Source organism: Pseudomonas libanensis, assembly GCF_001439685.1.
Lineage (GTDB): Bacteria > Pseudomonadota > Gammaproteobacteria > Pseudomonadales > Pseudomonadaceae > Aquipseudomonas > Aquipseudomonas libanensis.
On record NZ_JYLH01000012.1, the window covers coordinates 108,182 to 130,656 of the forward strand.

The 22,475-nt window shown below is 61.9% G+C and carries 22 protein-coding genes; 15 read left to right on the forward strand and 7 right to left on the reverse strand.

Annotated features, from left to right (window positions below; genetic code table 11):
* Positions 1-25 precede the first annotated feature (25 nt).
* Positions 26-691 (forward strand): response regulator transcription factor, encoded by a 666-nt coding sequence (locus tag TU73_RS18905; protein WP_057013496.1) that lies wholly within the window; start codon positions 26-28, stop codon positions 689-691.
* A 67-nt stretch (positions 692-758) separates the two neighbouring features.
* On the opposite strand, the gene TU73_RS18910 is transcribed toward TU73_RS18905, so the two are convergent.
* The 5 genes from TU73_RS18910 to TU73_RS18930 form a co-directional block, all read right to left on the reverse strand.
* Positions 759-2,699 (reverse strand): PAS domain-containing hybrid sensor histidine kinase/response regulator, encoded by a 1,941-nt coding sequence (locus tag TU73_RS18910; protein WP_057013497.1) that lies wholly within the window; start codon positions 2,697-2,699, stop codon positions 759-761.
* Positions 2,641-3,786 (reverse strand): nitric oxide-sensing protein NosP, encoded by a 1,146-nt coding sequence (gene nosP, locus TU73_RS18915; RefSeq protein ID WP_057013498.1) that lies wholly within the window; start codon positions 3,784-3,786, stop codon positions 2,641-2,643. The genes TU73_RS18910 and nosP overlap by 59 nt, the downstream gene beginning before the upstream one ends.
* Positions 3,787-4,015: 229 nt before the next feature.
* A complete protein-coding gene (locus tag TU73_RS18920; RefSeq protein WP_057013499.1) occupies positions 4,016-4,822 on the reverse strand; it encodes a sulfite exporter TauE/SafE family protein in 807 nt (268 codons plus the stop codon).
* A complete protein-coding gene (locus tag TU73_RS18925) occupies positions 4,823-6,067 on the reverse strand; it encodes an NAD(P)/FAD-dependent oxidoreductase (RefSeq protein WP_057013500.1) in 1,245 nt (414 codons plus the stop codon).
* Positions 6,068-6,118: 51 nt separating this feature from the next.
* A complete protein-coding gene (locus TU73_RS18930; protein WP_043048744.1) occupies positions 6,119-6,454 on the reverse strand; it encodes an ArsR/SmtB family transcription factor in 336 nt (111 codons plus the stop codon).
* A 94-nt stretch (positions 6,455-6,548) separates the two neighbouring features.
* On the opposite strand from TU73_RS18930, the gene TU73_RS18935 reads away from it, so the two are divergent.
* A complete protein-coding gene (locus TU73_RS18935; protein WP_057013501.1) occupies positions 6,549-7,412 on the forward strand; it encodes an MBL fold metallo-hydrolase in 864 nt (287 codons plus the stop codon).
* A 120-nt stretch (positions 7,413-7,532) separates the two neighbouring features.
* Here TU73_RS18935 and bkdR read toward each other — a convergent pair whose 3' ends face one another.
* Positions 7,533-8,021, reverse strand: a complete 489-nt coding sequence (gene bkdR / locus TU73_RS18940) for a Bkd operon transcriptional regulator BkdR (protein ID WP_003174877.1) — start codon at positions 8,019-8,021, stop codon at positions 7,533-7,535.
* Positions 8,022-8,216: 195 nt separating this feature from the next.
* On the opposite strand from bkdR, the gene TU73_RS18945 reads away from it, so the two are divergent.
* From TU73_RS18945 to TU73_RS18970, 6 genes are all read left to right on the forward strand, one after another.
* Positions 8,217-9,452 carry a 3-methyl-2-oxobutanoate dehydrogenase (2-methylpropanoyl-transferring) subunit alpha gene (locus tag TU73_RS18945; protein WP_057013502.1) on the forward strand — a complete coding sequence of 412 codons (1,236 nt, stop codon included), beginning with the start codon at positions 8,217-8,219 and terminating at the stop codon, positions 9,450-9,452.
* A gap of 1 nt (position 9,453) precedes the next feature.
* On the forward strand, positions 9,454-10,512 hold the full coding sequence (locus tag TU73_RS18950) for an alpha-ketoacid dehydrogenase subunit beta (protein WP_005789444.1): 1,059 nt from the start codon (positions 9,454-9,456) through the stop codon (positions 10,510-10,512).
* Positions 10,513-11,781, forward strand: a complete 1,269-nt coding sequence (locus TU73_RS18955) for a dihydrolipoamide acetyltransferase family protein (protein ID WP_057013503.1) — start codon at positions 10,513-10,515, stop codon at positions 11,779-11,781.
* Between the two features lie 4 nt (positions 11,782-11,785).
* Complete coding sequence (gene lpdA / locus TU73_RS18960; RefSeq protein WP_057013504.1) at positions 11,786-13,165, forward strand: dihydrolipoyl dehydrogenase; 1,380 nt, start codon at positions 11,786-11,788, stop codon at positions 13,163-13,165.
* Between the two features lie 204 nt (positions 13,166-13,369).
* On the forward strand, positions 13,370-14,389 hold the full coding sequence (locus TU73_RS18965) for a branched-chain amino acid aminotransferase (protein WP_057013505.1): 1,020 nt from the start codon (positions 13,370-13,372) through the stop codon (positions 14,387-14,389).
* 171 nt (positions 14,390-14,560) lie between these two features.
* On the forward strand, positions 14,561-14,839 hold the full coding sequence (locus tag TU73_RS18970) for a hypothetical protein (RefSeq protein WP_057013506.1): 279 nt from the start codon (positions 14,561-14,563) through the stop codon (positions 14,837-14,839).
* Positions 14,840-14,879: 40 nt separating this feature from the next.
* On the opposite strand, the gene TU73_RS28490 is transcribed toward TU73_RS18970, so the two are convergent.
* Positions 14,880-15,767, reverse strand: coding sequence for a GNAT family acetyltransferase (locus tag TU73_RS28490; protein ID WP_082642638.1), 888 nt, complete (start codon positions 15,765-15,767; stop codon positions 14,880-14,882).
* 284 nt (positions 15,768-16,051) lie between these two features.
* Here TU73_RS28490 and ctlX point away from each other — a divergent pair, with 284 nt between their 5' ends.
* The 7 genes from ctlX to TU73_RS19015 all read left to right on the forward strand — a co-directional run bounded on the left by ctlX (position 16,052) and on the right by TU73_RS19015 (position 21,928).
* On the forward strand, positions 16,052-16,978 hold the full coding sequence (gene ctlX, locus TU73_RS18985) for a citrulline utilization hydrolase CtlX (RefSeq protein ID WP_057013507.1): 927 nt from the start codon (positions 16,052-16,054) through the stop codon (positions 16,976-16,978).
* An 11-nt stretch (positions 16,979-16,989) separates the two neighbouring features.
* Positions 16,990-18,036, forward strand: coding sequence for an ornithine cyclodeaminase (locus TU73_RS18990; protein WP_057013508.1), 1,047 nt, complete (start codon positions 16,990-16,992; stop codon positions 18,034-18,036).
* Positions 18,037-18,262: 226 nt separating this feature from the next.
* On the forward strand, positions 18,263-19,042 hold the full coding sequence (locus TU73_RS18995) for an ABC transporter substrate-binding protein (protein WP_057013509.1): 780 nt from the start codon (positions 18,263-18,265) through the stop codon (positions 19,040-19,042).
* A 138-nt stretch (positions 19,043-19,180) separates the two neighbouring features.
* A complete protein-coding gene (locus TU73_RS19000) occupies positions 19,181-19,882 on the forward strand; it encodes an ABC transporter permease (protein WP_057013510.1) in 702 nt (233 codons plus the stop codon).
* Positions 19,879-20,592, forward strand: coding sequence for an ABC transporter permease (locus TU73_RS19005; protein WP_057013511.1), 714 nt, complete (start codon positions 19,879-19,881; stop codon positions 20,590-20,592). Before TU73_RS19000 ends, TU73_RS19005 begins: the two co-directional genes overlap by 4 nt.
* A 3-nt stretch (positions 20,593-20,595) precedes the next feature.
* A complete protein-coding gene (locus tag TU73_RS19010) occupies positions 20,596-21,426 on the forward strand; it encodes an ABC transporter ATP-binding protein (RefSeq protein ID WP_057013512.1) in 831 nt (276 codons plus the stop codon).
* Between the two features lie 4 nt (positions 21,427-21,430).
* Positions 21,431-21,928 carry an Lrp/AsnC family transcriptional regulator gene (locus TU73_RS19015; RefSeq protein WP_043048767.1) on the forward strand — a complete coding sequence of 166 codons (498 nt, stop codon included), beginning with the start codon at positions 21,431-21,433 and terminating at the stop codon, positions 21,926-21,928.
* Positions 21,929-22,475 lie beyond the last annotated feature (547 nt).

The following is a 22,475-nucleotide window of genomic DNA, read 5'->3' on the forward strand; positions in this document are numbered from 1 at the left end:
AACCACAACAAGAAGGTGAACGGCCATGTACAAAATCCTGATAGCCGACGATCACCCGCTGTTTCGCGAGGCGATCCACAACGTCATCAGCGACGGCTTCCCCGGCAGCGATGTGATGGAAACCGCCGATCTGGACAGCGCCCTTGCGCTGACCCAGGAACACGACGACCTCGACCTGATTCTGCTGGACCTGAACATGCCCGGCATGCACGGCCTCAACGGTTTGATCAACCTGCGCAACGAGGCGCCGACCATTCCGGTGGTGATCGTCTCGGCCGAACAGGACAAGCAGATCGTGCTGCAGGCCATCACCTATGGCGCCGTGGGCTTTATCACCAAGTCCTCGCCGCGCCTGCAGATGACCGAGGCGATCCAGCAGATTCTCAACGGCAACGTGTACCTGCCGCCGGACATCATCCGCAGCCAAAAACCCGGCACCCACCGACGCCTCAACGAAAACCCGGGCTTTGCCCCGGAGCTGCTGCAGGCCCTGACGCGCAAGCAGTTGCTGGTGCTGGAGCGCATGACCAAGGGCGAGTCGAACAAACAGATCGCGTACACCCTGGAAATTGCCGAGACCACGGTGAAGGCGCATGTGTCGGCGATCCTGCGCAAGTTGAATGTGCATAACCGGGTGCAGGCGATTTTGAGTGCCGGGGATATCGATTTCGGCTCGTACCTGCGCCGCTGAGCCCCCAGAAACAACACAGCACAGCCCCCTCCCACATTTTGATCTCCATTTGTGGGTATTTCGGCGTTCATTTGCCGAGCAGGTGGCTCATCGCGGTTTTCAGCTTCATCGGCCGCACCGGCTTGTGCATCAACGTGTGCCCCAACTCACGGATCTGCAGCTTCAGCTCATTGCTGTAGTTGGCGGTGATCATCAGTGCAGGTATTGCGCGACCGCGTCGTCCATTGATGCGGGCCACGGCGTCGACGCCGTTCTGGTCGTCATCGAGGTGGTAGTCGGCAATCAGCAAATCCGCCTCGGCATGGTAGTTGTCCACCTGCCGTGCCAGGTCGTCCTCGGACAATGCCGTCACGACCTGGCAGCCCCAGCCTTCGAGCAAGGTGCGCATGCCGGCGCAGATCGCCGCGTCGTTATCCAGCACCCAGACTTTCGCGCCCTGCAGGCGTTCGAGCATCGGTTCGCTCATGGTCGGCACGGGCAAGGGCTTGGGCGCGGTGGCGCTCAACGGCACCTCCACGGCAAACATCGACCCCTTGCCCGGCCAGGACTTGACCGTGATGCGGTGCCCCAGAATGCCGGCGATCTTTTCCACGATCGCCAGCCCCAGGCCCAAGCCGCGGTCCTGGTCCGGGCGCTGCACATCGCCGCGCTTGAACTCCTGGAAAATCTCCTCCAGGCGCTCCTCGGCAATGCCCATGCCGCTGTCCCACACCTGGATCGACAAACGCTGATGCTGGCGCCGGCACCCCAGCACAATGCGCCCGCTGTAGGTGTAGCGAATCGCATTGCTCAGCAGGTTGCGCAGAATGCGCGCCAGCAACTGGATGTCGCTGCGCACCAGCGCCGAACAGCCGATGAAGTGCAGCTCCAGCCCTTCGCTGCGGGCCAGTTGGGTGTATTCCACGGCCAGGTTGTCGAGCAGTTCGCTCAAGGCGAACGGTGCGATATCGGCCTTGATCACCCCGGCGTCGAGCTTGGAAATATCCACCAGGGTGCCGAGCAGGTTTTCCACGTCTTCCAGGGAATTGCTCACGTTGCGCACCAGTTTTTCACTCGGGCGTTCGAGCAACGCACTGGTGAACAGCCGCGCGGCGTTGAGCGGTTGCAGCAGGTCGTGGCTGACGGCCGCGAGGAACTTGGTTTTCGACAGGTTGGCCTGTTCGGCCTCCAGCTTGGCCTCGCGCAGGCGGGTTTCCATGCGCCGGCGCTCGTCGATTTCCTTGAGCAACTGGTCGTTGAGCGCGGTGAGTTCCGAGGTGCGCTGGGCCACGCGCTGTTCCAGGTGCTGATAGGCCTGGTGCAGGGCTTCGGCAGTGCGGCGGCGTTCGGTGATGTCGCGGATCAGCACGAAGATCCCCACCACTTCGCCGCTGGCCAGCATGTTCGGTACATAGGAGCGCAGCATGTAGCGTTCCTGGTTATTGATGTTGGTCTCGGCGAACTCGAAGGTCACGCTCTCGCCGGCCAGGGCGCGCGCGACGTAGGCGTCCAGCCGCTGGCAATGCTGCTCGCTGTGCACTTCGCGCAGGCTCTGGCCAAGCATCATGCCGCGCGGCCAGCAGTACCATTGTTCGTAGACTTTATTGGTGAACTCATAGACCAGGTCGGCATTCAGGTAGCCGATCAGCGCTGGTACGTTGTCGGTGATGAGGCGAATCCAGCGTTCGCTTTCCTGGGCTTTCTGCGCCGCCACTTGTTCGCCGCGCAGGGTTTCGGCACGCAGTTGGGCGTTGATCAGCAAGTGGTTGCTGGCCTTGAGTTCGGCCATCGCCTGGTTCAGCGCGTCGGTGCGTTCGCGCACTTGCTCGGCCAACACCACCGAGTGCTGGAAGGTGGTGTACGGGTTGTTGCCCTGGCTCATGCCGGACTCGATACGCTCGATCAGCGCCGCATTGATCCGCGCCAGCTTGTGGTTGTCCTGTTGCAGCCGGGCCACCTGGGCGCGCAGGTCAGCGTCGGCCTCGGGCAATGGCGACCCCGGTGAAGGTCTGGTTGATGTGCATGCCATTGAACTGTTCTCCGTAGGTGTTGAAACCCATCACCCGTTTGGCTTGCAGGAAGTTGCCGATCTGTTCCAGGTCGCCGGCGTCTTGCAGCTCCAGGCGGCGCAGGAAGCAGTCGCAGCCGAGGGTCAGCAGCAGGTCGCCGAGGCGTGAGTGCAGGCCGTCGAACAGGCTTTCGAGGTTAGGCAGGATCGGGCCGGGCTTCATCACGGTCAGCACGATGCCGTTTTCCACGGCGCAGTAGAAACTCAGGCTCAGGTCTGCGTGCACCTGTTGGATGGCGCGCACGTAGTACTGGTCATGGATACGCACCGCCAACGGATGGGCGGCGAAGACGCGGTGGTCGAGGTCGGCCACCGCCACGCCGATATGCCGCGCGTACTCTTCGGCAGCGGGTTCGGCGTTGAGCTCATAGACCCGGCGCGACGGGCTGTCGGCGCCGGTCACCACCAGTTTCTCCGCACGCGGCAGGATGTGGTGGGTGGTGAACACCTCGAAATCCAGCCAGGTATTGACCAGCACCACCACCGCCGCGCCGCTGTGGAACGCGCCGTTGAAATACACATGGGTGTGGGTAAGGAAGTTGTCGTCGCCGGCTGAGCCGCCGAAGTGCGGAATATCGCCAAGCGCGGCGCTGAGGGCCGCGAGCACCATCTCTTCACGGCTGGACAGGCCATCGAGCAGGGTCAGGGCAAAGGTGTTGCCCTTGATCGGCGCCAGCGTATTGCTGCGACAGCCGCCGACCAGACGTTCGACCATGTGCTGGGCGTCGATCAGGCTGAAGTGTTCCACCTCGTCGATCAGCTCGGTGGCGATGGAAAAATGCGCGTGGTTAAAGCCCACCGCCGTGACGCAGTTGCGCCCGTAGCCCTGGGGCGTGATCTCACCGGCGCTGGTGCAACCCACCACGCGCACCGTGCCGAAGCACTGCTGCAAGGCGTTGCCCAACGCCTCCAGGTCGTAGGAGGCCGAGCAGAAAAACAGCACGAAACCCAGGTAAGGGTGCAGCAGCTGGCGCGCCAACTCTTCGGCGGCCTGCCCGGCATCCACGGCCTGGGACATGGCACTGACTACGCCTTCACTGTTGTGCATCGCTGGTTTCCCCCTCTGAGGCACGAGTGTACGAAGGGCCGGGGGCGGGACCTATGCTACTTGGGTACTGGGTGGGGGGATGCGATGGGATGAGTCTCTCAAAAACAATGGAGATCCAACTGTGGGAGGGGGCTTGCTCCCGATGGCGGGATTTCAGTCAAATAGATGTTGACTGACCCACCGCCATCGGGAGCAAGCCCCCTCCCACATTGGGAATTGTATTTCAGGTTCAGAGGACGGCGTTGACCAGCATTCCAACTGCCACCACCACACACAGCCCGGCAAACCCCACCTGCAAGGCACGCGCGGGGATCACCGAGCACAGGCGCCGACCGGCCAGCATGCCGACGATGCTCGCGCCGATAAACACCCAGCCCAGCGGTTCGATGCGCACGCCGGCATGGAACGCGCCGGCCACGCCGATCAGCGAGATCAGGCTGATGACCATCAGCGACGTGGCGACGATGCCGCGCATCTGCACATCGGTGAGCTGCTTGAACGCCGGCACGATCAGAAAGCCGCCGCCCACGCCGAGCAGGCCGGACACCGCACCGGTCACGGCACCCAACGCGGCCAGGGTGGCGCTGCATTTGGCGGTCCAGGCCAGGCGCCCGGTCTGCTGGTTGAGCATGCAGTTCTTCTGGCCCCAGGAGGCCGCGCCATGGTCGCTTGGCCCGGCCTCAAGCTTTTCGCGCTGCAACATGCGCCAGGCCACCAGCACCATCAGCGCACTGAACAGGCCCATCAGCATTGGCTCCGGCAATTGGTGAGCAAAGAACACCCCCAACGGCGAAAACAGCCCACCCAGCACGGCGATCAACAGCGCGGCGCGGTAACGCACCAGGCCATGGCGCAACCCGTCAATCGCACCGACCGCCGCCGCCGCGCCCACGGCGAGCAACGACACCGGCGCGGCCTGGGTCATCGTCAAGCCCAACCCCAGCACCAACGCCGGCACCCCGAGGATGCCGCCGCCCGCGCCGGTCAGGCCCATGACCAGGCCCATCAATAACCCCAACACACTGGCCAGCAGCATTCAGTCCACCTTGCTCAGGCGGGTCAGCCACTCGCGGCCCTTGAGCATGCCGTTCCAGTAGAACCACGGCAGCAGCGTAGCCTTGAGGAACCACATCGAGCGACGCGCCCGGGTCGGGTCGAGGGGAAAGGTCGGCAGCAGCTTGCCGCCATAGCCGAACTCGGCGAGTACCACCTTGCCCTTCTCCACCGTCAGCGGGCAGGAGCCATAGCCGTCGTACTTGAGCGGCAGCGGCGCCTGTTTGCGCAGGGCCAGCAGGTTCTCGGCCACCACCACGATCTGCTTGCGCACCGCCGCCGCGGTCTTGGCGTTGCTGGTGCCGCACACATCCCCCAGGCCGAAGATGTGCGGGTAGCGCAGGTGCTGCAGGCTGTGGGGGTTCACTTCGCACCAGCCGGCTGCATCGGCCAGCGGGCTCTGGCGGATAAAGTCCGGGGCCACCTGTGGCGGCACGACGTGCAACATATCGAAGGTTTTCTCCTCGACGTTCACGTTGCCTTCGCTGTCTTTGACTTCGAACCAGGCTTTGCGAGCCGGCCCGTCGACTTTTACCAGGTTGGAATTGAAGGCCAGGCGCGCGTTGTACTTCTCCACGTATTTCATCAGCGGCGGCACAAAGGTCGCGACGCCGAACAGCGCGGCGCCGGCCAGGTTGAATTCGACATTGATATTGTTGAGATTGCCCTGCTTGAGCCAGTGGTCGCAGGACAGGTACATGGCTTTCTGCGGGGCGCCGGCGCATTTGATCGGCATGGCCGGCTGGGTGAACAGCGCCTTGCCGCCCTTGAGTTGCTGCACCAGTTGCCAGGTATAGGCGGCGTGCTCATAGCTGTAGTTGGAGGTCACGCCGTGGCGGCCGAGGGAGTCCTGCAGGCCCTCGATTTTCTCCCAGGCCAGGCGCAGGCCGGGGCAGACGATCAGGTTGTTCCAGGTCACGCGCTGGCCGCTGTCGAGCACCAGGGTTTGCTCGTCGGGCAGCAGCTCGCTGACGGCGGCCTGCACCCAGCTGACACCGTTGGGCAATACGTCGGCCAGAGGGCGGCGGGTCTTTGCCAGGTCGTAGGCGCCACCGCCCACCAGGGTCCAGGCCGGCTGGTAACAGTGGTAGTCGTTGGGTTCGATCAGGGTGATGTTCAGGTGCGGGTCGCGCTTGAGCAGGCTGGCCACCAGGCCGATGCCTGCCGAGCCGGCACCGATAACGACGATATCGCCACTGATGGTGGGTCCCCAGTGTTGTTCGGTCATTGTCTACTGCCTTTTTGAGTCAATGCACACAAGGGTCGCTGCCGGATGGCGTCACGCCCAGCTTTTTATGACCGCGCCGCAATACAGGCCGGACAGGGTCTTCATTACTTGAATCACTTCGTGGCTCGCCAGGCCATAGAAAATGTATTTGCCTTCACGACGGGTTGCCACCAGCCCTTCATCGCGCAGGATGCCCAACTGTTGGGACAGGGTGGGCTGACGCACGCCAGTCAGGGCTTCCAGCTCACCGACGTTACGCTCGCCCTGGGTCAACTGGCACAGGATCAACAGCCGGTCTTCGTTGGCCAGGGCCTTGAGCAGGCAACAGGCCTTGGACGCCGACGCCCGCAACTGGGCGACTTCGCCCTCACTCAAGGTAGATTCCATTTGCTTCGGGTCCTTTATGTCACTTAAGCTCAAGACATTATGTTTAAACATAAACTGATTGTAACCAATTTTTTCTTCATCGGGGACAGCCGCCATGCCAGCGTTGATTCAAGCCTTTCTGGATGACGCATCGTCGACCTACACCTATATCGTCTATGAAGCAGATGGCGGCCCCTGCGCCATTGTCGACTCGGTGCTCAATTACGATCCGGCGTCCGGGCGTACCGACACCGCCCAGGCTGACAAGGTCATTGCCTTTGTGCGCGAGCACGGCTTGCAGGTGCAGTGGTTGCTCGAAACCCACGCCCATGCCGACCACCTGTCCGCCGCGCCCTACCTCCGTCGCACATTGGGCGGCAAGATCGCGATCGGCGAGTCGATCAGCAAGGTGCAGGGTGTGTTCAAGCACCTGTTCAACCTGGAGCCGGAATTTCGCGTCGACGGTTCGCAGTTCGATCACCTGTTCGCGCCAGATGAAATCTTTCATATCGGCGGTTTGAAAGCCCAGGCCCTGCATGTGCCGGGACACACCCCTGCCGACATGGCCTACTTGATCGACGGCCGCTTGATCCTGGTGGGCGACACCCTGTTCATGCCCGACGTCGGCACCGCCCGCTGCGATTTCCCCGGCGGCGATGCGCGGCAGTTGTACGCGTCGATGCGCAAGCTGTTGGCGTTCCCTTCGGACACCAAGCTGTATGTGTGCCATGACTATCCGCCTGAAGGCCGTGAGGCCAAGTGCCTGACCACCGTAGCGGAACAACGGGCGGGGAATATCCACGTGCATGACGGGGTGGATGAAGCGACGTTTGTAGAGATGCGCACCACCCGTGATGCCGGGCTGGGCATGCCGACGCTGTTGTTGCCGGCAATCCAGGTGAATGTGCGGGCGGGGAACATGCCGCCAGCGGAAGACAACGGCGTGACCTACCTGAAGATCCCCCTCAACCAACTTTGAAATGCAAAACCAACTGTGGGAGGGGGCTTGCCCCCGATGGCGGTGTGTCAGTCAACTTATCTGTAACTGATCCACTGCTATCGGGGGCAAGCCCCCTCCCACATTTTGTTCTGCGTTAAATCAAGAACCGAGGCTGATGCCATTGGCTGGCAGCGGCAGCGCTGTTTTGTAGCGCACTTGCTTTAAGGCAAAGCTGGAGCGAATGTTGGCCACCCCCGGCACCTTGGTCAAAAAGTCCATCATGAAACGCTCCAGCGACTGGATGGTCGGCACCAGCACGCGGATCAAATAGTCCGGGTCGCCGGCCATCAGGTAGCACTCCATCACCTCAGGCCGGTCGGAGATCGCCCCTTCGAATTGCTGCAGCGCCAGCTCGTTCTGTTTTTCCAGGCTCACATGGATGAACACATTCACGTGCAGCCCCAGCAAATCAGCATCCAACAGCGTGACCTGCTCCCGAATCAGCCCCAGTTCTTCCATCGCCTTGACCCGATTGAAACACGGCGTAGGCGACAGGTTGACCGAGCGGGCCAGGTCGGCATTGGTGATCCGTGCATTCTCCTGCAGAGCGTTGAGAATGCCGATATCGGTACGGTCCAGTTTGCGCATGAGACAAAATCACCTGTTTATTATGTTTATGCAGTTTTTTTATCCGCAAATGGCCGGCGACGCAACGAAACACAGATAAATATTCTTCTACGCCACGCCTATGATTGTTGTAGGACAAGATTTCTTCTACCCGAAGACTGACTGTCAGCTAGCGCGCCCACTACAAGAAATTCACAAGATAGAGCGTAGAAAGCCATGACCCAGCCGTATGCACCGCTGCGCCTGCACGTTCCCGAACCCTCGGGCCGCCCGGGCTGCAAGACCGACTTCACCTACCTGCGTTTGACCGACGCCGGCCTGGTACGCAAACCCGCCATCGACGTAGAGCCGGCCGACACCGCCGACCTGGCCAAAGGCCTGATCCGCGTGCTCGACGACCAGGGCCAGGCCCTGGGCCCGTGGGCCGAGGGTGTTTCCACCGAGATCATGCGCCGCGGCATGCGCGCCATGCTCAAGACGCGCATCTTCGACAACCGCATGGTGGTCGCCCAGCGTCAGAAAAAGATGTCGTTCTATATGCAAAGCCTTGGCGAAGAAGCCATCGGCAGCGCCCAGGCCCTGGCCTTGAACATCGATGACATGTGCTTCCCCACCTATCGCCAGCAAAGCATCCTGATGGCCCGCGATGTGCCGCTGGTGGACCTGATCTGCCAATTGCTGTCCAACGAGCGTGACCCGCTCAAGGGCCGCCAGTTGCCGATCATGTATTCGGTCAAGGATGCAGGTTTCTTCACCATTTCCGGCAACCTCGCCACCCAATTCGTCCAGGGCGTGGGCTGGGGCATGGCCTCGGCGATCAAGGGCGACACCAAGATCGCCTCGGCCTGGATCGGCGACGGCGCCACGGCTGAATCAGACTTCCACACCGCCCTCACCTTCGCCCACGTCTACCGCGCGCCGGTGATCCTCAACGTGGTCAACAACCAATGGGCCATCTCCACCTTCCAGGCCATCGCCGGCGGTGAAGCCACCACCTTCGCCGGACGCGGCGTCGGTTGCGGCATCGCCTCCCTGCGCGTGGATGGCAACGATTTTATCGCGGTGTACGCCGCCTCGGCCTGGGCTGCCGAGCGTGCGCGCCGCAACCTTGGGCCAACCCTGATCGAATGGGTCACCTACCGCGCCGGCCCGCACTCCACCTCCGATGATCCATCCAAATACCGCCCCGCCGACGACTGGAGCCACTTCCCCCTGGGCGACCCGATTGCCCGTCTCAAGCAGCACCTGATCAAGATTGGCCAGTGGTCCGAAGAGGAACACGCGGCGGTGAGTGCCGAGCTTGAAGCCGAAGTGGTCAAGGCGCAGAAAGAAGCCGAGCAGTACGGCACCCTGGCCGGCGGCCAGATCCCAAGCGCCGCGACCATGTTCGAGGACGTCTATAAAGAGATGCCGGAGCACTTGAAGCGCCAGCGTCAGCAGTTGGGGGTGTGACATGAACGACCACAACAACAGCATCGAACTGGAAACCGCCATGACCACCACCACCATGACCATGATCCAGGCCCTGCGCTCGGCCATGGATGTGATGCTTGAACGTGACGACAATGTGGTGGTGTTCGGCCAGGACGTCGGCTACTTCGGCGGCGTGTTCCGCTGCACCGAAGGTCTGCAGACCAAGTACGGCAGCTCGCGGGTGTTCGACGCCCCCATCTCGGAAAGCGGCATTGTCGGCGTGGCCGTGGGCATGGGTGCCTACGGTTTGCGCCCGGTGGCTGAAATCCAGTTCGCCGACTATGTGTACCCCGCCACCGACCAGATCATCTCCGAAGCGGCGCGCCTGCGTTATCGTTCGGCCGGCCAGTTCACTGCGCCCCTGACCATGCGCATGCCCTGCGGCGGCGGCATCTACGGCGGCCAGACCCACAGCCAGAGTATTGAGGCGGTGTTCACCCAGGTCTGCGGCCTGCGCACGGTGATGCCGTCCAACCCCTACGACGCCAAGGGCCTGCTGATCGCCTCCATCGAAAACGATGACCCGGTGATCTTCCTCGAACCCAAGCGCCTGTATAACGGCCCGTTCGACGGTCACCACGACCGCCCGGTAACGCCGTGGTCCAAACACCCCCAAGCCCAGGTGCCGGACGGTTACTACACCGTGCCCCTGGACGTAGCCGCCATCGTGCGCCCAGGCTCGGCCGTGACCGTGCTGACCTACGGCACCACCGTGTATGTATCGCAAGTCGCCGCTGAAGAAACCGGCATCGACGCCGAGGTCATCGACCTGCGCAGCCTGTGGCCGCTGGACCTGGAAACTATCGTCAAGTCGGTGAAAAAGACCGGCCGTTGCGTGGTGGTGCATGAAGCCACCCGCACCTGCGGCTTTGGTGCCGAGCTGGTGTCGCTGGTGCAAGAGCATTGCTTCCACCACCTGGAAGCGCCGATCGAGCGCGTCACTGGTTGGGACACCCCCTACCCGCACGCGCAGGAATGGGCGTATTTCCCAGGCCCGTCCCGAGTGGGCGCGGCGTTGAAACGGGTCATGGAGGTCTGAATGGGCACGCACGTTATCAAGATGCCGGACATCGGCGAAGGCATCGCGGAAGTTGAATTGTCGCAATGGCATGTGAAGGTCGGCGACCTGGTGGTTGAAGACCAGGTGCTGGCGGATGTAATGACCGACAAGGCGATGGTGGATATTCCCTCGCCGGTCCACGGCAAGGTGATTTCCCTCGGCGGCGAGCCGGGTGAAGTCATGGCGGTGGGCAGTATTTTGATCAGCATCGAAGTGGAAGGCGCGGGCAATACCAAGGAGGTGCCGGCGGCCGCCGAACCGGTGAAGACCGCGCCTGTGGCCGAAGCCAAACCGGCACCGGCACCGGCACCGGTAGAAAGCAAACCCGCGCCTGCCATGAAGGCGTCGCAAGCACCCGTGGCCCGTGAAGCCAGTGAGCGCCCCCTGGCCTCCCCTGCGGTGCGCAAGCACGCGCTGGATGCCGGCATTCAACTGCGCCTGGTCCAGGGCACGGGCCCGGCGGGCCGAATCCTGCACGAAGACCTGGAGGCGTACCTGCAGCAGGGGCCGGCCGCCGGTGCGAGTGCAGCCAACCCTTACACCGAGCGCAATGACGAACACCAGATCCCGGTGATCGGCATGCGCCGCAAGATCGCCCAGCGTATGCAGGACGCCACCCAGCGCGCCGCGCATTTCAGCTATGTGGAAGAAATCGACGTCACCGCCCTCGACGAGTTGCGCGTGCACCTCAATGACAAGCACGGGGCGACACGCGGCAAGCTGACCCTGCTGCCGTTCATCGTGCGCGCCATGGTGGTGGCGCTGCGCGAGTTCCCGCAGATCAACGCCCGCTATGACGACGAAGCCCAGGTCATCACCCGCCTCGGCGCCGTGCATGTGGGCGTCGCCACCCAGAGCGACGTGGGCCTGATGGTCCCAGTGGTACGCCACGCCGAAGCCCGCAGCCTGTGGGGCACTGCCGAGGAAATCGCACGCCTGGCCAACGCTGCACGCACGGGCAAGGCCAGCCGTGAAGAGTTGTCCGGGTCGACCATCACCCTGACCAGCCTTGGCGCCTTGGGCGGCATCGTCAGCACGCCGGTATTGAACCTGCCGGAAGTGGCCATCGTCGGTGTCAACCGCATCGTCGAACGGCCGATGGTGATCAAGGGCCAGATCGTGGTGCGCAAGATGATGAACCTCTCCAGCTCCTTCGATCACCGCGTGGTCGACGGCATGGACGCGGCGCAATTCATCCAGGCGATTCGCGGCCTGCTCGAACAACCCGCCAGCCTGTTCCTGGAGTAAAGGCATGACTCAGACATTGCACACCACGCTGCTGATTATCGGCGGCGGCCCCGGCGGTTATGTGGCGGCAATTCGTGCCGGTCAGTTGGGTATCCCCACCATCCTGGTGGAAGGCCAGGCACTGGGCGGCACCTGCCTGAACATCGGCTGCATTCCGTCCAAGGCCCTGATTCATGTGGCCGAACAGTTCCAGCAAACCGTGCACCACAGCCAGGGCTCGCAACTGGGTATCGAAGTGGATGTGCCGACCCTGGACATCCGCAAAAGCGTGGAATGGAAAGACGGTATCGTCGACCGCCTGACCACCGGCGTCGCCGCGCTGCTGAAAAAACACAAGGTGCAGGTGGTCCACGGTTGGGCCAAGGTGGTCGACGGCAAGACCGTCGAGGTGGGCGACCAGCGCATTCAATGCGAGCACCTGCTGCTGGCTACCGGCTCGAAAAGCGTCAACCTGCCGATGCTGCCCATTGGCGGGCCGATCATCTCCTCCACCGAAGCCCTGGCGCCAACCCGCGTGCCCAAGCGCCTGATCGTGGTGGGCGGCGGTTATATCGGCCTGGAACTGGGCATTGCCTATCGCAAGCTCGGTGCCGAGGTCAGTGTGGTCGAGGCCCAGGAACATATCCTGCCCGCCTACGATGCCGAGCTGACCTTACCGGTAGCCGAGTCCCTGAAGAAACTCGGGGTGAAGCTGTACCTTGGGCACAGTGTCACCGGCTTTGCCGACAACAAACTGCAAGTGCGCGCGCCCGACGGCGACGCTCTTGCACTGGACACCGACCAGGTACTGGTGGCCGTGGGCCGCAAGCCCAACACCCAGGGCTGGAATCTCGAAGCGCTGAACCTGGACATGAACGGCGCGGCGATCAAGATCGACAGCCGCTGCCAGACCAGCATGCGCAATGTGTACGCCATCGGCGACCTCAGCGGCGAACCGATGCTGGCTCACCGGGCCATGGCCCAGGGCGAGATGGTTGCCGAACTGATCAACGGTAAAACCCGCGAATTCAACCCGGCGGCGATTCCAGCAGTGTGCTTTACCGACCCGGAGCTGGTGGTAGTCGGCAAGACCCCGGACGACGCCAAGGCCGCCGGCCTGGACTGCATCGTGTCGAGCTTCCCGTTCGCCGCCAATGGCCGGGCCATGACCCTGGAGTCCAAAGCCGGCTTCGTGCGGGTGGTGGCGCGGCGTGACAATCACTTGATTGTTGGCTGGCAAGCGGTGGGGGCTGGGGTGTCCGAGCTGTCCACCGCGTTCGGCCTGAGCCTGGAAATGGGCTCGCGCCTTGAGGATGTGGCCGGCACCATTCACGCCCATCCGACCCTGGGCGAAGCGGTACAGGAAGCGGCGTTGCGGGCGTTGGGCCACGCGTTGCACCTTTAAAACCGCGGCGTGGCCATCGCGGGCAAGCCCGGCTCCCACATTGGAATGCGTTCCAAGTGTGGGGGCTGGCTTGCCTGCGATAGCGGTGGATCAGCCAATGCAGATGTTGAATGGTCCGCCGCCCTGCTCCCACACCGGCCAAGAATGCAGTATTGTTGCGCCCTTCCAGAAAAAAAACCGACTTGACCAGAGATAGAGGGTGTCATGGGTAACGAAAGCATCAATTGGGACAAGCTGGGTTTTGACTACATCAAGACCGACAAGCGGTTTCTCCAGGTCTGGAAAAACGGCGAATGGCAGGAAGGCACCCTGACCGACGACAACGTGCTGCACATCAGCGAGGGCTCCACCGCCCTGCACTATGGGCAGCAGTGCTTCGAGGGCTTGAAGGCCTATCGTTGCAAGGACGGCTCGATCAACCTGTTCCGCCCGGACCAGAACGCCGCGCGCATGCAGCGCAGCTGCGGCCGCCTGCTGATGCCGCAAGTACCGACCGAAGCCTTCATTGACGCCTGTAAACAAGTGGTCAAGGCCAACGAGCGCTTCATTCCGCCGTACGGCAGCGGCGGCGCGCTGTACCTGCGTCCGTTCGTGATCGGCACCGGTGACAACATCGGCGTGCGCACTGCGCCGGAGTTCATCTTCTCGGTGTTCTGCATCCCGGTCGGTGCCTACTTCAAGGGTGGCCTGGTGCCGCACAACTTCCAGATCTCCGGCTACGACCGCGCCGCGCCGCAAGGCACCGGCGCCGCCAAGGTCGGTGGCAACTACGCCGCCAGCCTGATGCCAGGCTCCGAAGCGAAGAAATCCGGCTTCGCCGACGCGATCTACCTGGACCCGATGACCCACTCGAAAATCGAAGAAGTCGGCTCGGCCAACTTCTTCGGGATCACCCACGACAACCAGTTCATCACACCGAAGTCGCCTTCGGTACTGCCAGGCATCACCCGCCTGTCGCTGATCGAACTGGCCCAGACCCGCCTGGGCCTGGAAGTGGTCGAGGGCGAAGTGTTCATCGACAAGCTGGACCAGTTCAAGGAAGCCGGCGCCTGCGGCACCGCTGCGGTGATCTCGCCTATCGGCGGCATCCAGTACAACGGCAAGCTGCACGTGTTCCACAGCGAGACCGAAGTCGGCCCGATCACCCAGAAGCTCTACAAGGAGCTGACGGGCGTGCAAACCGGTGATGTGGAGGCGCCGGCGGGTTGGATCGTCAAGGTTTGAAAATGATCTGAACCTGCCATTTCAGAAAAGGCCCATTCACCTCTGTCGGTGAATGGGCCTTTTTTTGCTGTGGAGCACTGGATGTGCAATCACCTGTGAAAGTTGACAGTAGACAGTAAAAATCGGCGCGCCTAGCTTAGGTCTCCCTTCCAGACCCAGCAGGAGCCCGCCATGGCGATCTATGAATTACGTGTTTCAGCAGAAGATTTCGAGAGCGACGGCAGTAAAGAAATCGTTATGGAAACTTACATTAACAACACGCTCGATTGGGCAGTTTACGCGTCGTCCAGCAAGCAAGACGGCATTTACGATACCGCCTCGGCTCCCGATGACGTCGACGGCGATGGAGACTACGATGACGATGACAAGGCGCATTACCTCAATGTCGCCAACGCTTTCGCCAAAATGACAGCCTATGCCATAAAGAAACGAAAAAAAGCGAAGAAGTAAAGGTCACCAGCCATGACCAGGTTGTCGTCGGTCATGCGCCTCAACCCTCAATGTTTTCCGTAATCCTCTTCCCCATACTGATCCTCGGCTCCACCCCGTACCCCAGCGCCTCATAAAATCCCACCACCACGTCATTGCCGCCGGTGATCTGCAGGTTAATCTTCATGCAGCCCAAGGCAGTCAACGCCTGCTCGGCATGGCGCACCAGCGACGATCCCAAACCATGGCGTCGATAGTCGGCATGCACAGCCACGGAGTACAGCCAGCCACGGTGACCGTCATAGCCGGCGAGTATCGTGCCGATCACGGCTTTCTTGTCGGTGGCGACGAAGAACAACCCATCGCCGACCGCCAGCTTCTTGTCAATCGCCAGACTCGGCAGGTTATGCGCGGTGTCATAGCCAAACGCCTCCTGCCATAACTCGATCACTTGGGTACGGTGCTGACGGTCTCGATAAGGGCCGATGGGATGTCGTGACAGCAGCGCCTTTTCCATCAACAGCGTGCGCTCGTTGCCATGGTAGACATCGCGCACGGTATGAAAACCCAGCCTGGTATAGAAGGGCTCCGCAGTCAGTGAGGACGGCACGCTGAGTATCGTCACGCCCGCCTCCCGGGCACGCAGTTCGATCTCGATCATCAACAATCGGCCAATGCCCTGCCCTTGCAGCGCCGGGTTGACGAACACCGAGCGCACCACATTACCATCCAGTGCGGCCGTAGCGACGATCAGTTGATCCTGAGTCGCCACCAATACCACCCGGCGCTGGAGTAAAGCCAATACCGCGTCGGGGGTGAAGTTGCTGGCAACCCGCGCAATCACATCCGCAGGGTAATCACGTGCGTTGCTGCTGTGCAGCGCAGCCAGGATGACTCGGCTGATGCCCTCGGCATCTGAAGATTGGGCAAGGCGAACAGCGGTAGACATGGCTCCTCCTGGCGGACATAACAATAACAATCACCACAATACCAATGTGGGAGCTGGCTTGCCTGCGATAGCGGTGGGCCAGCCAGATTAATGGGGCTGACACACCGCTATCGCAGGCAAGCCAGCTCCCACAGTTTGATTGCATTTCAACCTAGCAGCTGATTCGGCTGCGTCACTCCCCTTTTCAGCTTTCCCGGCTGAGCAGCCCTACTGTTTCAGCCGGGATCCTCCCCGCACAACGCACAAAATAGCGCTACAAGATCACCCCATGGATTCGTGCCCCCATGCAAACCACCAACACCGTCCTGATGATCCGCCCGGCGCGCTTTGCCTTCAACCCGGACACCGCGATCAACAACCGCTTCCAGCGCCCGCCGCTGGACCCGCTCAGTGCACAACACAAAGCGCTGGAAGAGTTCGACGGTTATGTCGACACCCTGCGCAATCACGGCGTGGAAGTGCTGGTGGTGCAGGACACCCCGGCGCCCCACACCCCGGACTCGATCTTCCCCAACAACTGGTGGAGCAGCCATGCCGACGGCAGCCTGGTGCTCTACCCCATGGAGGGCCAGAACCGCCGCCTGGAGCGCAACAAGGGTGTGCTGCAGGTGTTGGAGCAGCGCTTTGCGATCAAAGACACCATCGACCTGAGCCACCTGGAACAACAGAACATCTTCCTCGAAGGCACCGGCAGCATGGTGCTCGACCGCCAGCACCGCATCAGCTACGCCTGCCACTCCGGGCGCACCCACCACGCCGCCCTGCGCCAGTTCGCCGAACGCCTCGACTACCAGCTCTGCGTGTTCCATGCGCTGGACCGCCACCACGCGCCGATCTACCACAGCAACGTAATGATGAGTGTCGGCCGCGACCTCGCGGTGGTGTGCCTGAAAGCGCTGCCCGATGAAGGCGAGCGCCTGACGTTGGAACGCTCCCTGCGCGACACCGGCAAAGACATCCTCAGCCTGGACTTCGACCAATTGGAAGCCTTCGCCGGCAACATGCTCGAAATCCACGACCGTGACGGTCAGCCGCTGCTGGTGATGTCCGCCAGCGCCTGGGGCGCCCTGCAACCTGCCCAGCGCCAGCACGTAGAGCGCCACACACGGCCGGTGGTGGTGAATATCGACAACATCGAACGCATCGGCGGCGGCAGTGCCCGCTGCATGCTGGCCGAAGTGCATCTGCCGGCCCGTCCCTCATTTCAATAAGGAGTCTTGCCATGACCCGTTACATCGACGTCAACGACCTCAGCTACCTGGTCTCGCAGAAAGGCCTGCAAACCTGCATCACCGAGATGGCCGACTATATCCGCGCCGACTACCTGCGCTGGCAGGACTTCGAGAAATGCGCGCGCCTGGCCAACCATTCACCGGATGGTGTGATCGAGCTGATGCCGGTGTCCGACGCTTCGCTATACGCCTTCAAATACGTCAACGGCCACCCGAAAAACACCCTGGCTGGCATGCTCACGGTGATGGCGTTCGGTGCCTTGGGCGATGTGGACACCGGCAAACCGGTGCTGCTGGCGGAAATGACCCTGACCACTGCGATCCGCACCGCCGCCACCTCGGCCTTGGTCGCCCGCTACCTGGCCCGCGCCGACAGCCGCAGCATGGCGCTGATCGGCAACGGCTGCCAGAGCGAATTCCAGGCCCTGGCCTTCCACGCCATGCTCGGCATCACTGAAATCCGCTTGTTCGATATCGACCCCAAGGCCACCGCCAAGCTCGCCGCGAACCTCAAGGCGTTCCCGGCAATCAAGGTGATCCTGGCCGGCAGCGTCGCCGAAGCGGTCAAAGGCGCGGATATCGTCACCACCGTCACCGCGGACAAGGCCTACGCCACCATCCTGACGGACGAGATGATCGAGCCCGGCATGCACCTCAACGCCGTGGGCGGCGACTGCCCAGGCAAGACCGAGCTGGACCGCCGTATCGTCGAGCGCGCCAGGGTGATCGTCGAGTACGAACCGCAAAGCCGTATCGAGGGCGAGATCCAGCACATGCCGAAAGATTCGCCAGTCACCGAGCTGTGGCAGGTGATCAACGGCCAGAAACCCGGCCGCGAGAATGAGCGCCAAGTCACCCTGTTCGACTCGGTGGGTTTTGCCATCGAAGACTATTCGGCATTGCGCTATGTGCTGGACGTGGCCAAGGCCCTTGATGTAGGCAGCGAACTGGAACTGGTACCCGACCTGGCCGACCCGAAAGACCTGTTTGCCCGCCTGGCCCAGCGGCCGGCCGCACAGCAGAAAAAGCGCGCCTGAGACCGCTCTGGCCTGCCGCTTTGCGCCAAGGGCAGGCCGGATTTTCACCGATGAAAAGCCGATTCAGCGGGTGTCACAGCCGATTCAGCTGCATTGACCGTTTTAACAGCGCAATTTGCGCCTCGTGCACCGGGTAAACGACACAAAAAACGCACCATCATGAAGCATTCTCTGCTCCCAGTTATTCACTGCCCTGACATCAATTACAAAATAAAGGGACCTCCACATGACTCCACTGCGATCACTTTTCGCTGCTTTGCTGTTGCCACTGTGCGCTACTGCTGCCCACGCCCAGGAGTGGAAAGAAATCCGCTTCGGCGTTTTCCCCGAATACCCGCCCTTCGAATCCGTAGCCGCCGACGGTAGCCTGCAAGGCTTCGATATCGAGTTGGGCAACGCCATCTGCGCCAAGCTTGAAGTCAAGTGCACCTGGGTGCACAACGAATTCGACGGCATGATCCCGGCCCTGCGGGCGCGCAAGTTCGACGCAATCATGTCGTCCATGGCGGTGACCCCCGCGCGGGAAAAAGTCATCGATTTCACCGATCGGCTGTTCCTCAGCCCGACCTCGGTGATCACTCGCAAAGGCGCGGATTTCGGCGACACGCCCGAGTCGCTCAACGGCAAGCAAGTCGGCGTATTGCAAGGCTCGCTGCAGGAAGCCTATGCGCGGGCACACCTGGCCAAGCTTGGCGCGCAGATCAAGGCGTACCAATCCCAGGAGCAGAACTACGCCGACCTGCAGAACGGTCGCCTCGACGCTACCTTGACCGACAAGCTCGAAGCCCAGCTCAACTTCCTGTCCAAGCCCGAAGGCGCCGACTTCAAGACCGGCCCCGCCTTCAAGGACCCGACCCTGCCCCTGGACATCGCCATGGGCCTGCGCAAGAACGACCAGGCATTGCGTGAGCTGATCAACAAGGGTATCGCCGCCGTCCAGGCCGATGGCACCTACGCGCAGATCCAGAAGAAATACTTCGGCGATCAAGATATCTACAACGAATAACCGGCAACCCGTGCCCCTGTGAGAGCGGGCTTGCCCGCGATAGCGATGGTTCAGGCACCCACACCGTGACTGCACCACCGTTATCGCAGGCAAGCCAGCTCCCACAGTAAATCCGTGCACTCCTTCGAGATCTTCCCCATGAACGACCTCCTCAACCTGCAAGGCTACGGCCCGATGCTGGCCCAGGGTGCCTGGATGACGCTCAAGCTGGCCTTCCTGGCCCTGGCCCTGAGCCTCACCCTGGGCCTGGTCGCCGCCGGCGCCAAGCTTTCCAGCGCCAAATGGCTGCGCGTACCGGCCACGTTGTACACCACGCTGATTCGCAGCGTGCCGGACCTGGTGCTGATCCTGCTGATCTTCTACAGCCTGCAACTGTGGCTCAATGACCTGACCGAAGTGTTCGGCTGGGCCTATTTCGAAATCGACCCGTTTACCGCCGGGGTGGTCACCCTGGGGTTTATCTATGGAGCGTATTTCACCGAGAACTTCCGCGGCGCGATCCTCAGCGTGCCGGTAGGCCAACTGGAAGCCGCTACCGCCTATGGCCTGAGCCGCTGGCAGCGCTTTCACCTGGTGCTGTTCCCGCAACTGATGCGCTTTGCCCTGCCGGGCCTGGGCAATAACTGGCTGGTGCTGCTCAAGTCCACGGCGCTGGTGTCGATCATCGGCCTGTCGGACCTGGTCAAGGCCGCGCAGAACGCCGGCAAGTCCACCAGCGAGCCGCTGTACTTCCTGATTCTCGCGGGTCTGGTGTACCTGGTGATCACCACCCTCTCCAACCGCATCTTCAAGCGCCTCGAACGGCGCTACAACCTGGGCATCAAGGGGATGGCGCGATGATCGAACTGTTCCAGCAATACGGCCTGGCCTATCTGTTCAGCGATGGCACGGGGTTGTCCGGCGTGGCCATGACCTTGTGGCTGTTCATCATCTCGGTGGTGCTCGGCTTTTGCCTGTCGATCCCCCTGGCGCTGGCGCGGGTTTCGCAGCACTTCTGGCTGCGCTGGCCGGTGGAGGCCTACACCTACCTGTTCCGCGGCACGCCGCTGTATATCCAATTGCTGATTTGCTACACCGGGCTGTACAGCCTGGAGGTGGTGCAGGACAACGCCCTGCTCAATCAGTTTTTCCGCAATGCGCTGAACTGCACCCTGCTGGCGTTTGTGCTCAACACCTGCGCCTATACCGTGGAAATTTTCGCCGGGGCGATCCGCAATATTCCCCACGGCGAAATCGAAGCGGCACGCGCCTATGGCCTGCACGGCTGGCGGCTGAACCTGTATGTGGTGGTGCCCGCCGCCTTGCGCCGCGCGCTGCCGGCCTACAGCAATGAAATGATCCTGATGCTGCACGCCACCTCGTTGGCGTTCACCGCCACGGTTGCCGACATCCTCAAGGTCGCCCGCGACGCAAATGCCGAAACATTCCTGACCTTCCAGGCCTTCGGCATCGCCGCCCTGCTCTACATGCTGCTGTCCTTTGCACTGGTGGGCCTGTTTCGACTGGCCGAACGTCGCTGGATGCGTTTTCTTGTTCCTACCCGAGGCTAACCCATGAATCAGTCCGCGCAGGCCCTGGCCGCTTATCCGGTGGATGTACCCGTGACCAATACCGCAAGTGCCGCGATCAAGCTGCAAGTCGAAGGCATCCATAAACGCTACGGCGAACACGAAGTGCTCAAGGGCGTATCCCTCAATGCGCGCCAGGGCGATGTGATCAGCCTGATCGGCGCCAGCGGCTCGGGCAAAAGCACCATGCTGCGTTGCATCAATTTTCTCGAACAGCCGGACGCCGGGGTGATCACCCTGGACGGCATCAGCATCCAGATGCAGCAAGGCCGCGCCGGCAGCCGCGCACCGCATCAGGCGCAACTGCAAAACCTGCGCACGCGCCTGGCCATGGTGTTCCAGCACTTCAACCTGTGGAGCCACATGACCGTGCTGGAAAACATCACCATGGCCCCGCGACGGGTGCTGGACGTGAGCGCCGCCGAAGCGGAAAAACGCGCACGCCTGTACCTGGACAAGGTCGGCCTGCCAAGCCGCGTGGCGGACCAGTACCCGGCGTTCCTGTCCGGCGGACAGCAGCAGCGCGTGGCGATTGCCCGGGCGCTGGCAATGGAGCCAGAGATCATCCTGTTCGATGAACCGACTTCTGCCCTGGACCCGGAACTTGTAGGAGAAGTCCTCAAAGTCATACAGACGTTGGCCGAGGAAGGTCGTACCATGCTGATGGTCACCCACGAAATGGGCTTTGCCCGCCAGGTGTCCAGCCAAGTGCTGTTCTTGCATCAGGGCCGGGTCGAGGAACACGGCGGCGCCGAGATCCTCGACCATCCCAACAGCGAACGCTTGCAGCAATTTCTTTCCAACCGTTTGAAGTGAACCCATGGATACCAAGGCCAACGGACCCCATTCTTCCCCTGCGCTGGATCGCATCGACGAGGCGATCATCGACGTGCTGCGGCACCAGGGGCGTATCACCTACGAAAGACTCTCATCGCTGGTGCACCTCACCCCCAGGCCCTGCCTGGAACGGGTGCGCAAGCTGGAGCGACGCGGGGTGATCCGTGGGTATGGGGCGATCATCGATGTGCAGATGGTCTCGCCAGGGCTGTCGCTGCTGGTGCTGGTGGCCTTGTCCAACCAGAGCGGGCGTTCGGCGCAAAAGGCTTTCGAAGCCTGCGTAAAAGCCTGCCCGCAGGTGTTCGAATGCCAGCTGATCAGCGGGCCGTTCGACTACAGCCTGCGCATGCGCTGCCGGGACATGGAACATTACCGGGTGCTGACCGAGACCTGGTTGAATAATGATGAGTTGCACATTGATAAGCTGGTGGCGCATCCGGAGTTGGCGGTCGTCAAGAACACTGCGACCGAACTGGCCTGATACCCACTCCCCCAGGCTGCGAAAATCAACTGTGGGAGCTGGCTTGCCTGCGATAGCCATAGGTATCTACACAACTTTGGGGCGACGTTGGACCTGTGGCGAGGGAGCTTGCTCCCGTGACGGACTGACAGCCGACGCTGATCGAGCTGACGCACCGCGATCCAAATGTGGGAGCTGGCTTGCCTGCGAAGGCGGCCTTAAAGCCGACCAGGATCTCGGGTCAGACCGCGTACATATCCGTTCCTGCGGTAATGGCTGCTATTGGTTCCGCTTTTACAGCGGGTCACTTTTGAAAAGAGCCCAAAAGTAACCAAAAGGCTCTTGCCCCACCACTCGGCACCTCGCTCAGGCTCGGTGTGCCCGTAATTCGCCAGTGATTTGGGGGGTCGCCGCCACGCGCCATCCATGGCGCGGGGCGGCTAAACCGGCATCCCTGCCGGTTTACCCCCCAAACCCCTGTCGAATTCCGGCCAGCGTGGTTTAACGGGGCGCCTAAGATCAAAAGCAGATCAAGATCAAGAGCGACTCGCTTCGCATCGTGGTTACC

Coding starts and splice junctions, on each gene's coding strand:
- TU73_RS18990 (WP_057013508.1), top strand. CDS start 16,990: ATGACCCGTTACATCGACGTCAACGACCTCAGCTACCTGGTCTCGCAG.
- TU73_RS18995 (WP_057013509.1), top strand. CDS start 18,263: ATGACTCCACTGCGATCACTTTTCGCTGCTTTGCTGTTGCCACTGTGC.
- TU73_RS19015 (WP_043048767.1), top strand. CDS start 21,431: ATGGATACCAAGGCCAACGGACCCCATTCTTCCCCTGCGCTGGATCGC.
- TU73_RS18970 (WP_057013506.1), top strand. CDS start 14,561: ATGGCGATCTATGAATTACGTGTTTCAGCAGAAGATTTCGAGAGCGAC.
- TU73_RS18905 (WP_057013496.1), top strand. CDS start 26: ATGTACAAAATCCTGATAGCCGACGATCACCCGCTGTTTCGCGAGGCG.
- TU73_RS18950 (WP_005789444.1), top strand. CDS start 9,454: ATGAACGACCACAACAACAGCATCGAACTGGAAACCGCCATGACCACC.
- TU73_RS19005 (WP_057013511.1), top strand. CDS start 19,879: ATGATCGAACTGTTCCAGCAATACGGCCTGGCCTATCTGTTCAGCGAT.
- TU73_RS18930 (WP_043048744.1), bottom strand. CDS start 6,454: ATGGAATCTACCTTGAGTGAGGGCGAAGTCGCCCAGTTGCGGGCGTCG.
- TU73_RS18935 (WP_057013501.1), top strand. CDS start 6,549: ATGCCAGCGTTGATTCAAGCCTTTCTGGATGACGCATCGTCGACCTAC.
- TU73_RS19010 (WP_057013512.1), top strand. CDS start 20,596: ATGAATCAGTCCGCGCAGGCCCTGGCCGCTTATCCGGTGGATGTACCC.
- TU73_RS18955 (WP_057013503.1), top strand. CDS start 10,513: ATGGGCACGCACGTTATCAAGATGCCGGACATCGGCGAAGGCATCGCG.
- bkdR (WP_003174877.1), bottom strand. CDS start 8,021: ATGCGCAAACTGGACCGTACCGATATCGGCATTCTCAACGCTCTGCAG.
- TU73_RS18910 (WP_057013497.1), bottom strand. CDS start 2,699: ATGGCATGCACATCAACCAGACCTTCACCGGGGTCGCCATTGCCCGAG.
- TU73_RS18965 (WP_057013505.1), top strand. CDS start 13,370: ATGGGTAACGAAAGCATCAATTGGGACAAGCTGGGTTTTGACTACATC.
- nosP (WP_057013498.1), bottom strand. CDS start 3,786: ATGCACAACAGTGAAGGCGTAGTCAGTGCCATGTCCCAGGCCGTGGAT.
- lpdA (WP_057013504.1), top strand. CDS start 11,786: ATGACTCAGACATTGCACACCACGCTGCTGATTATCGGCGGCGGCCCC.
- TU73_RS19000 (WP_057013510.1), top strand. CDS start 19,181: ATGAACGACCTCCTCAACCTGCAAGGCTACGGCCCGATGCTGGCCCAG.
- TU73_RS28490 (WP_082642638.1), bottom strand. CDS start 15,767: ATGTCTACCGCTGTTCGCCTTGCCCAATCTTCAGATGCCGAGGGCATC.
- TU73_RS18945 (WP_057013502.1), top strand. CDS start 8,217: ATGACCCAGCCGTATGCACCGCTGCGCCTGCACGTTCCCGAACCCTCG.
- TU73_RS18925 (WP_057013500.1), bottom strand. CDS start 6,067: ATGACCGAACAACACTGGGGACCCACCATCAGTGGCGATATCGTCGTT.
- ctlX (WP_057013507.1), top strand. CDS start 16,052: ATGCAAACCACCAACACCGTCCTGATGATCCGCCCGGCGCGCTTTGCC.
- TU73_RS18920 (WP_057013499.1), bottom strand. CDS start 4,822: ATGCTGCTGGCCAGTGTGTTGGGGTTATTGATGGGCCTGGTCATGGGC.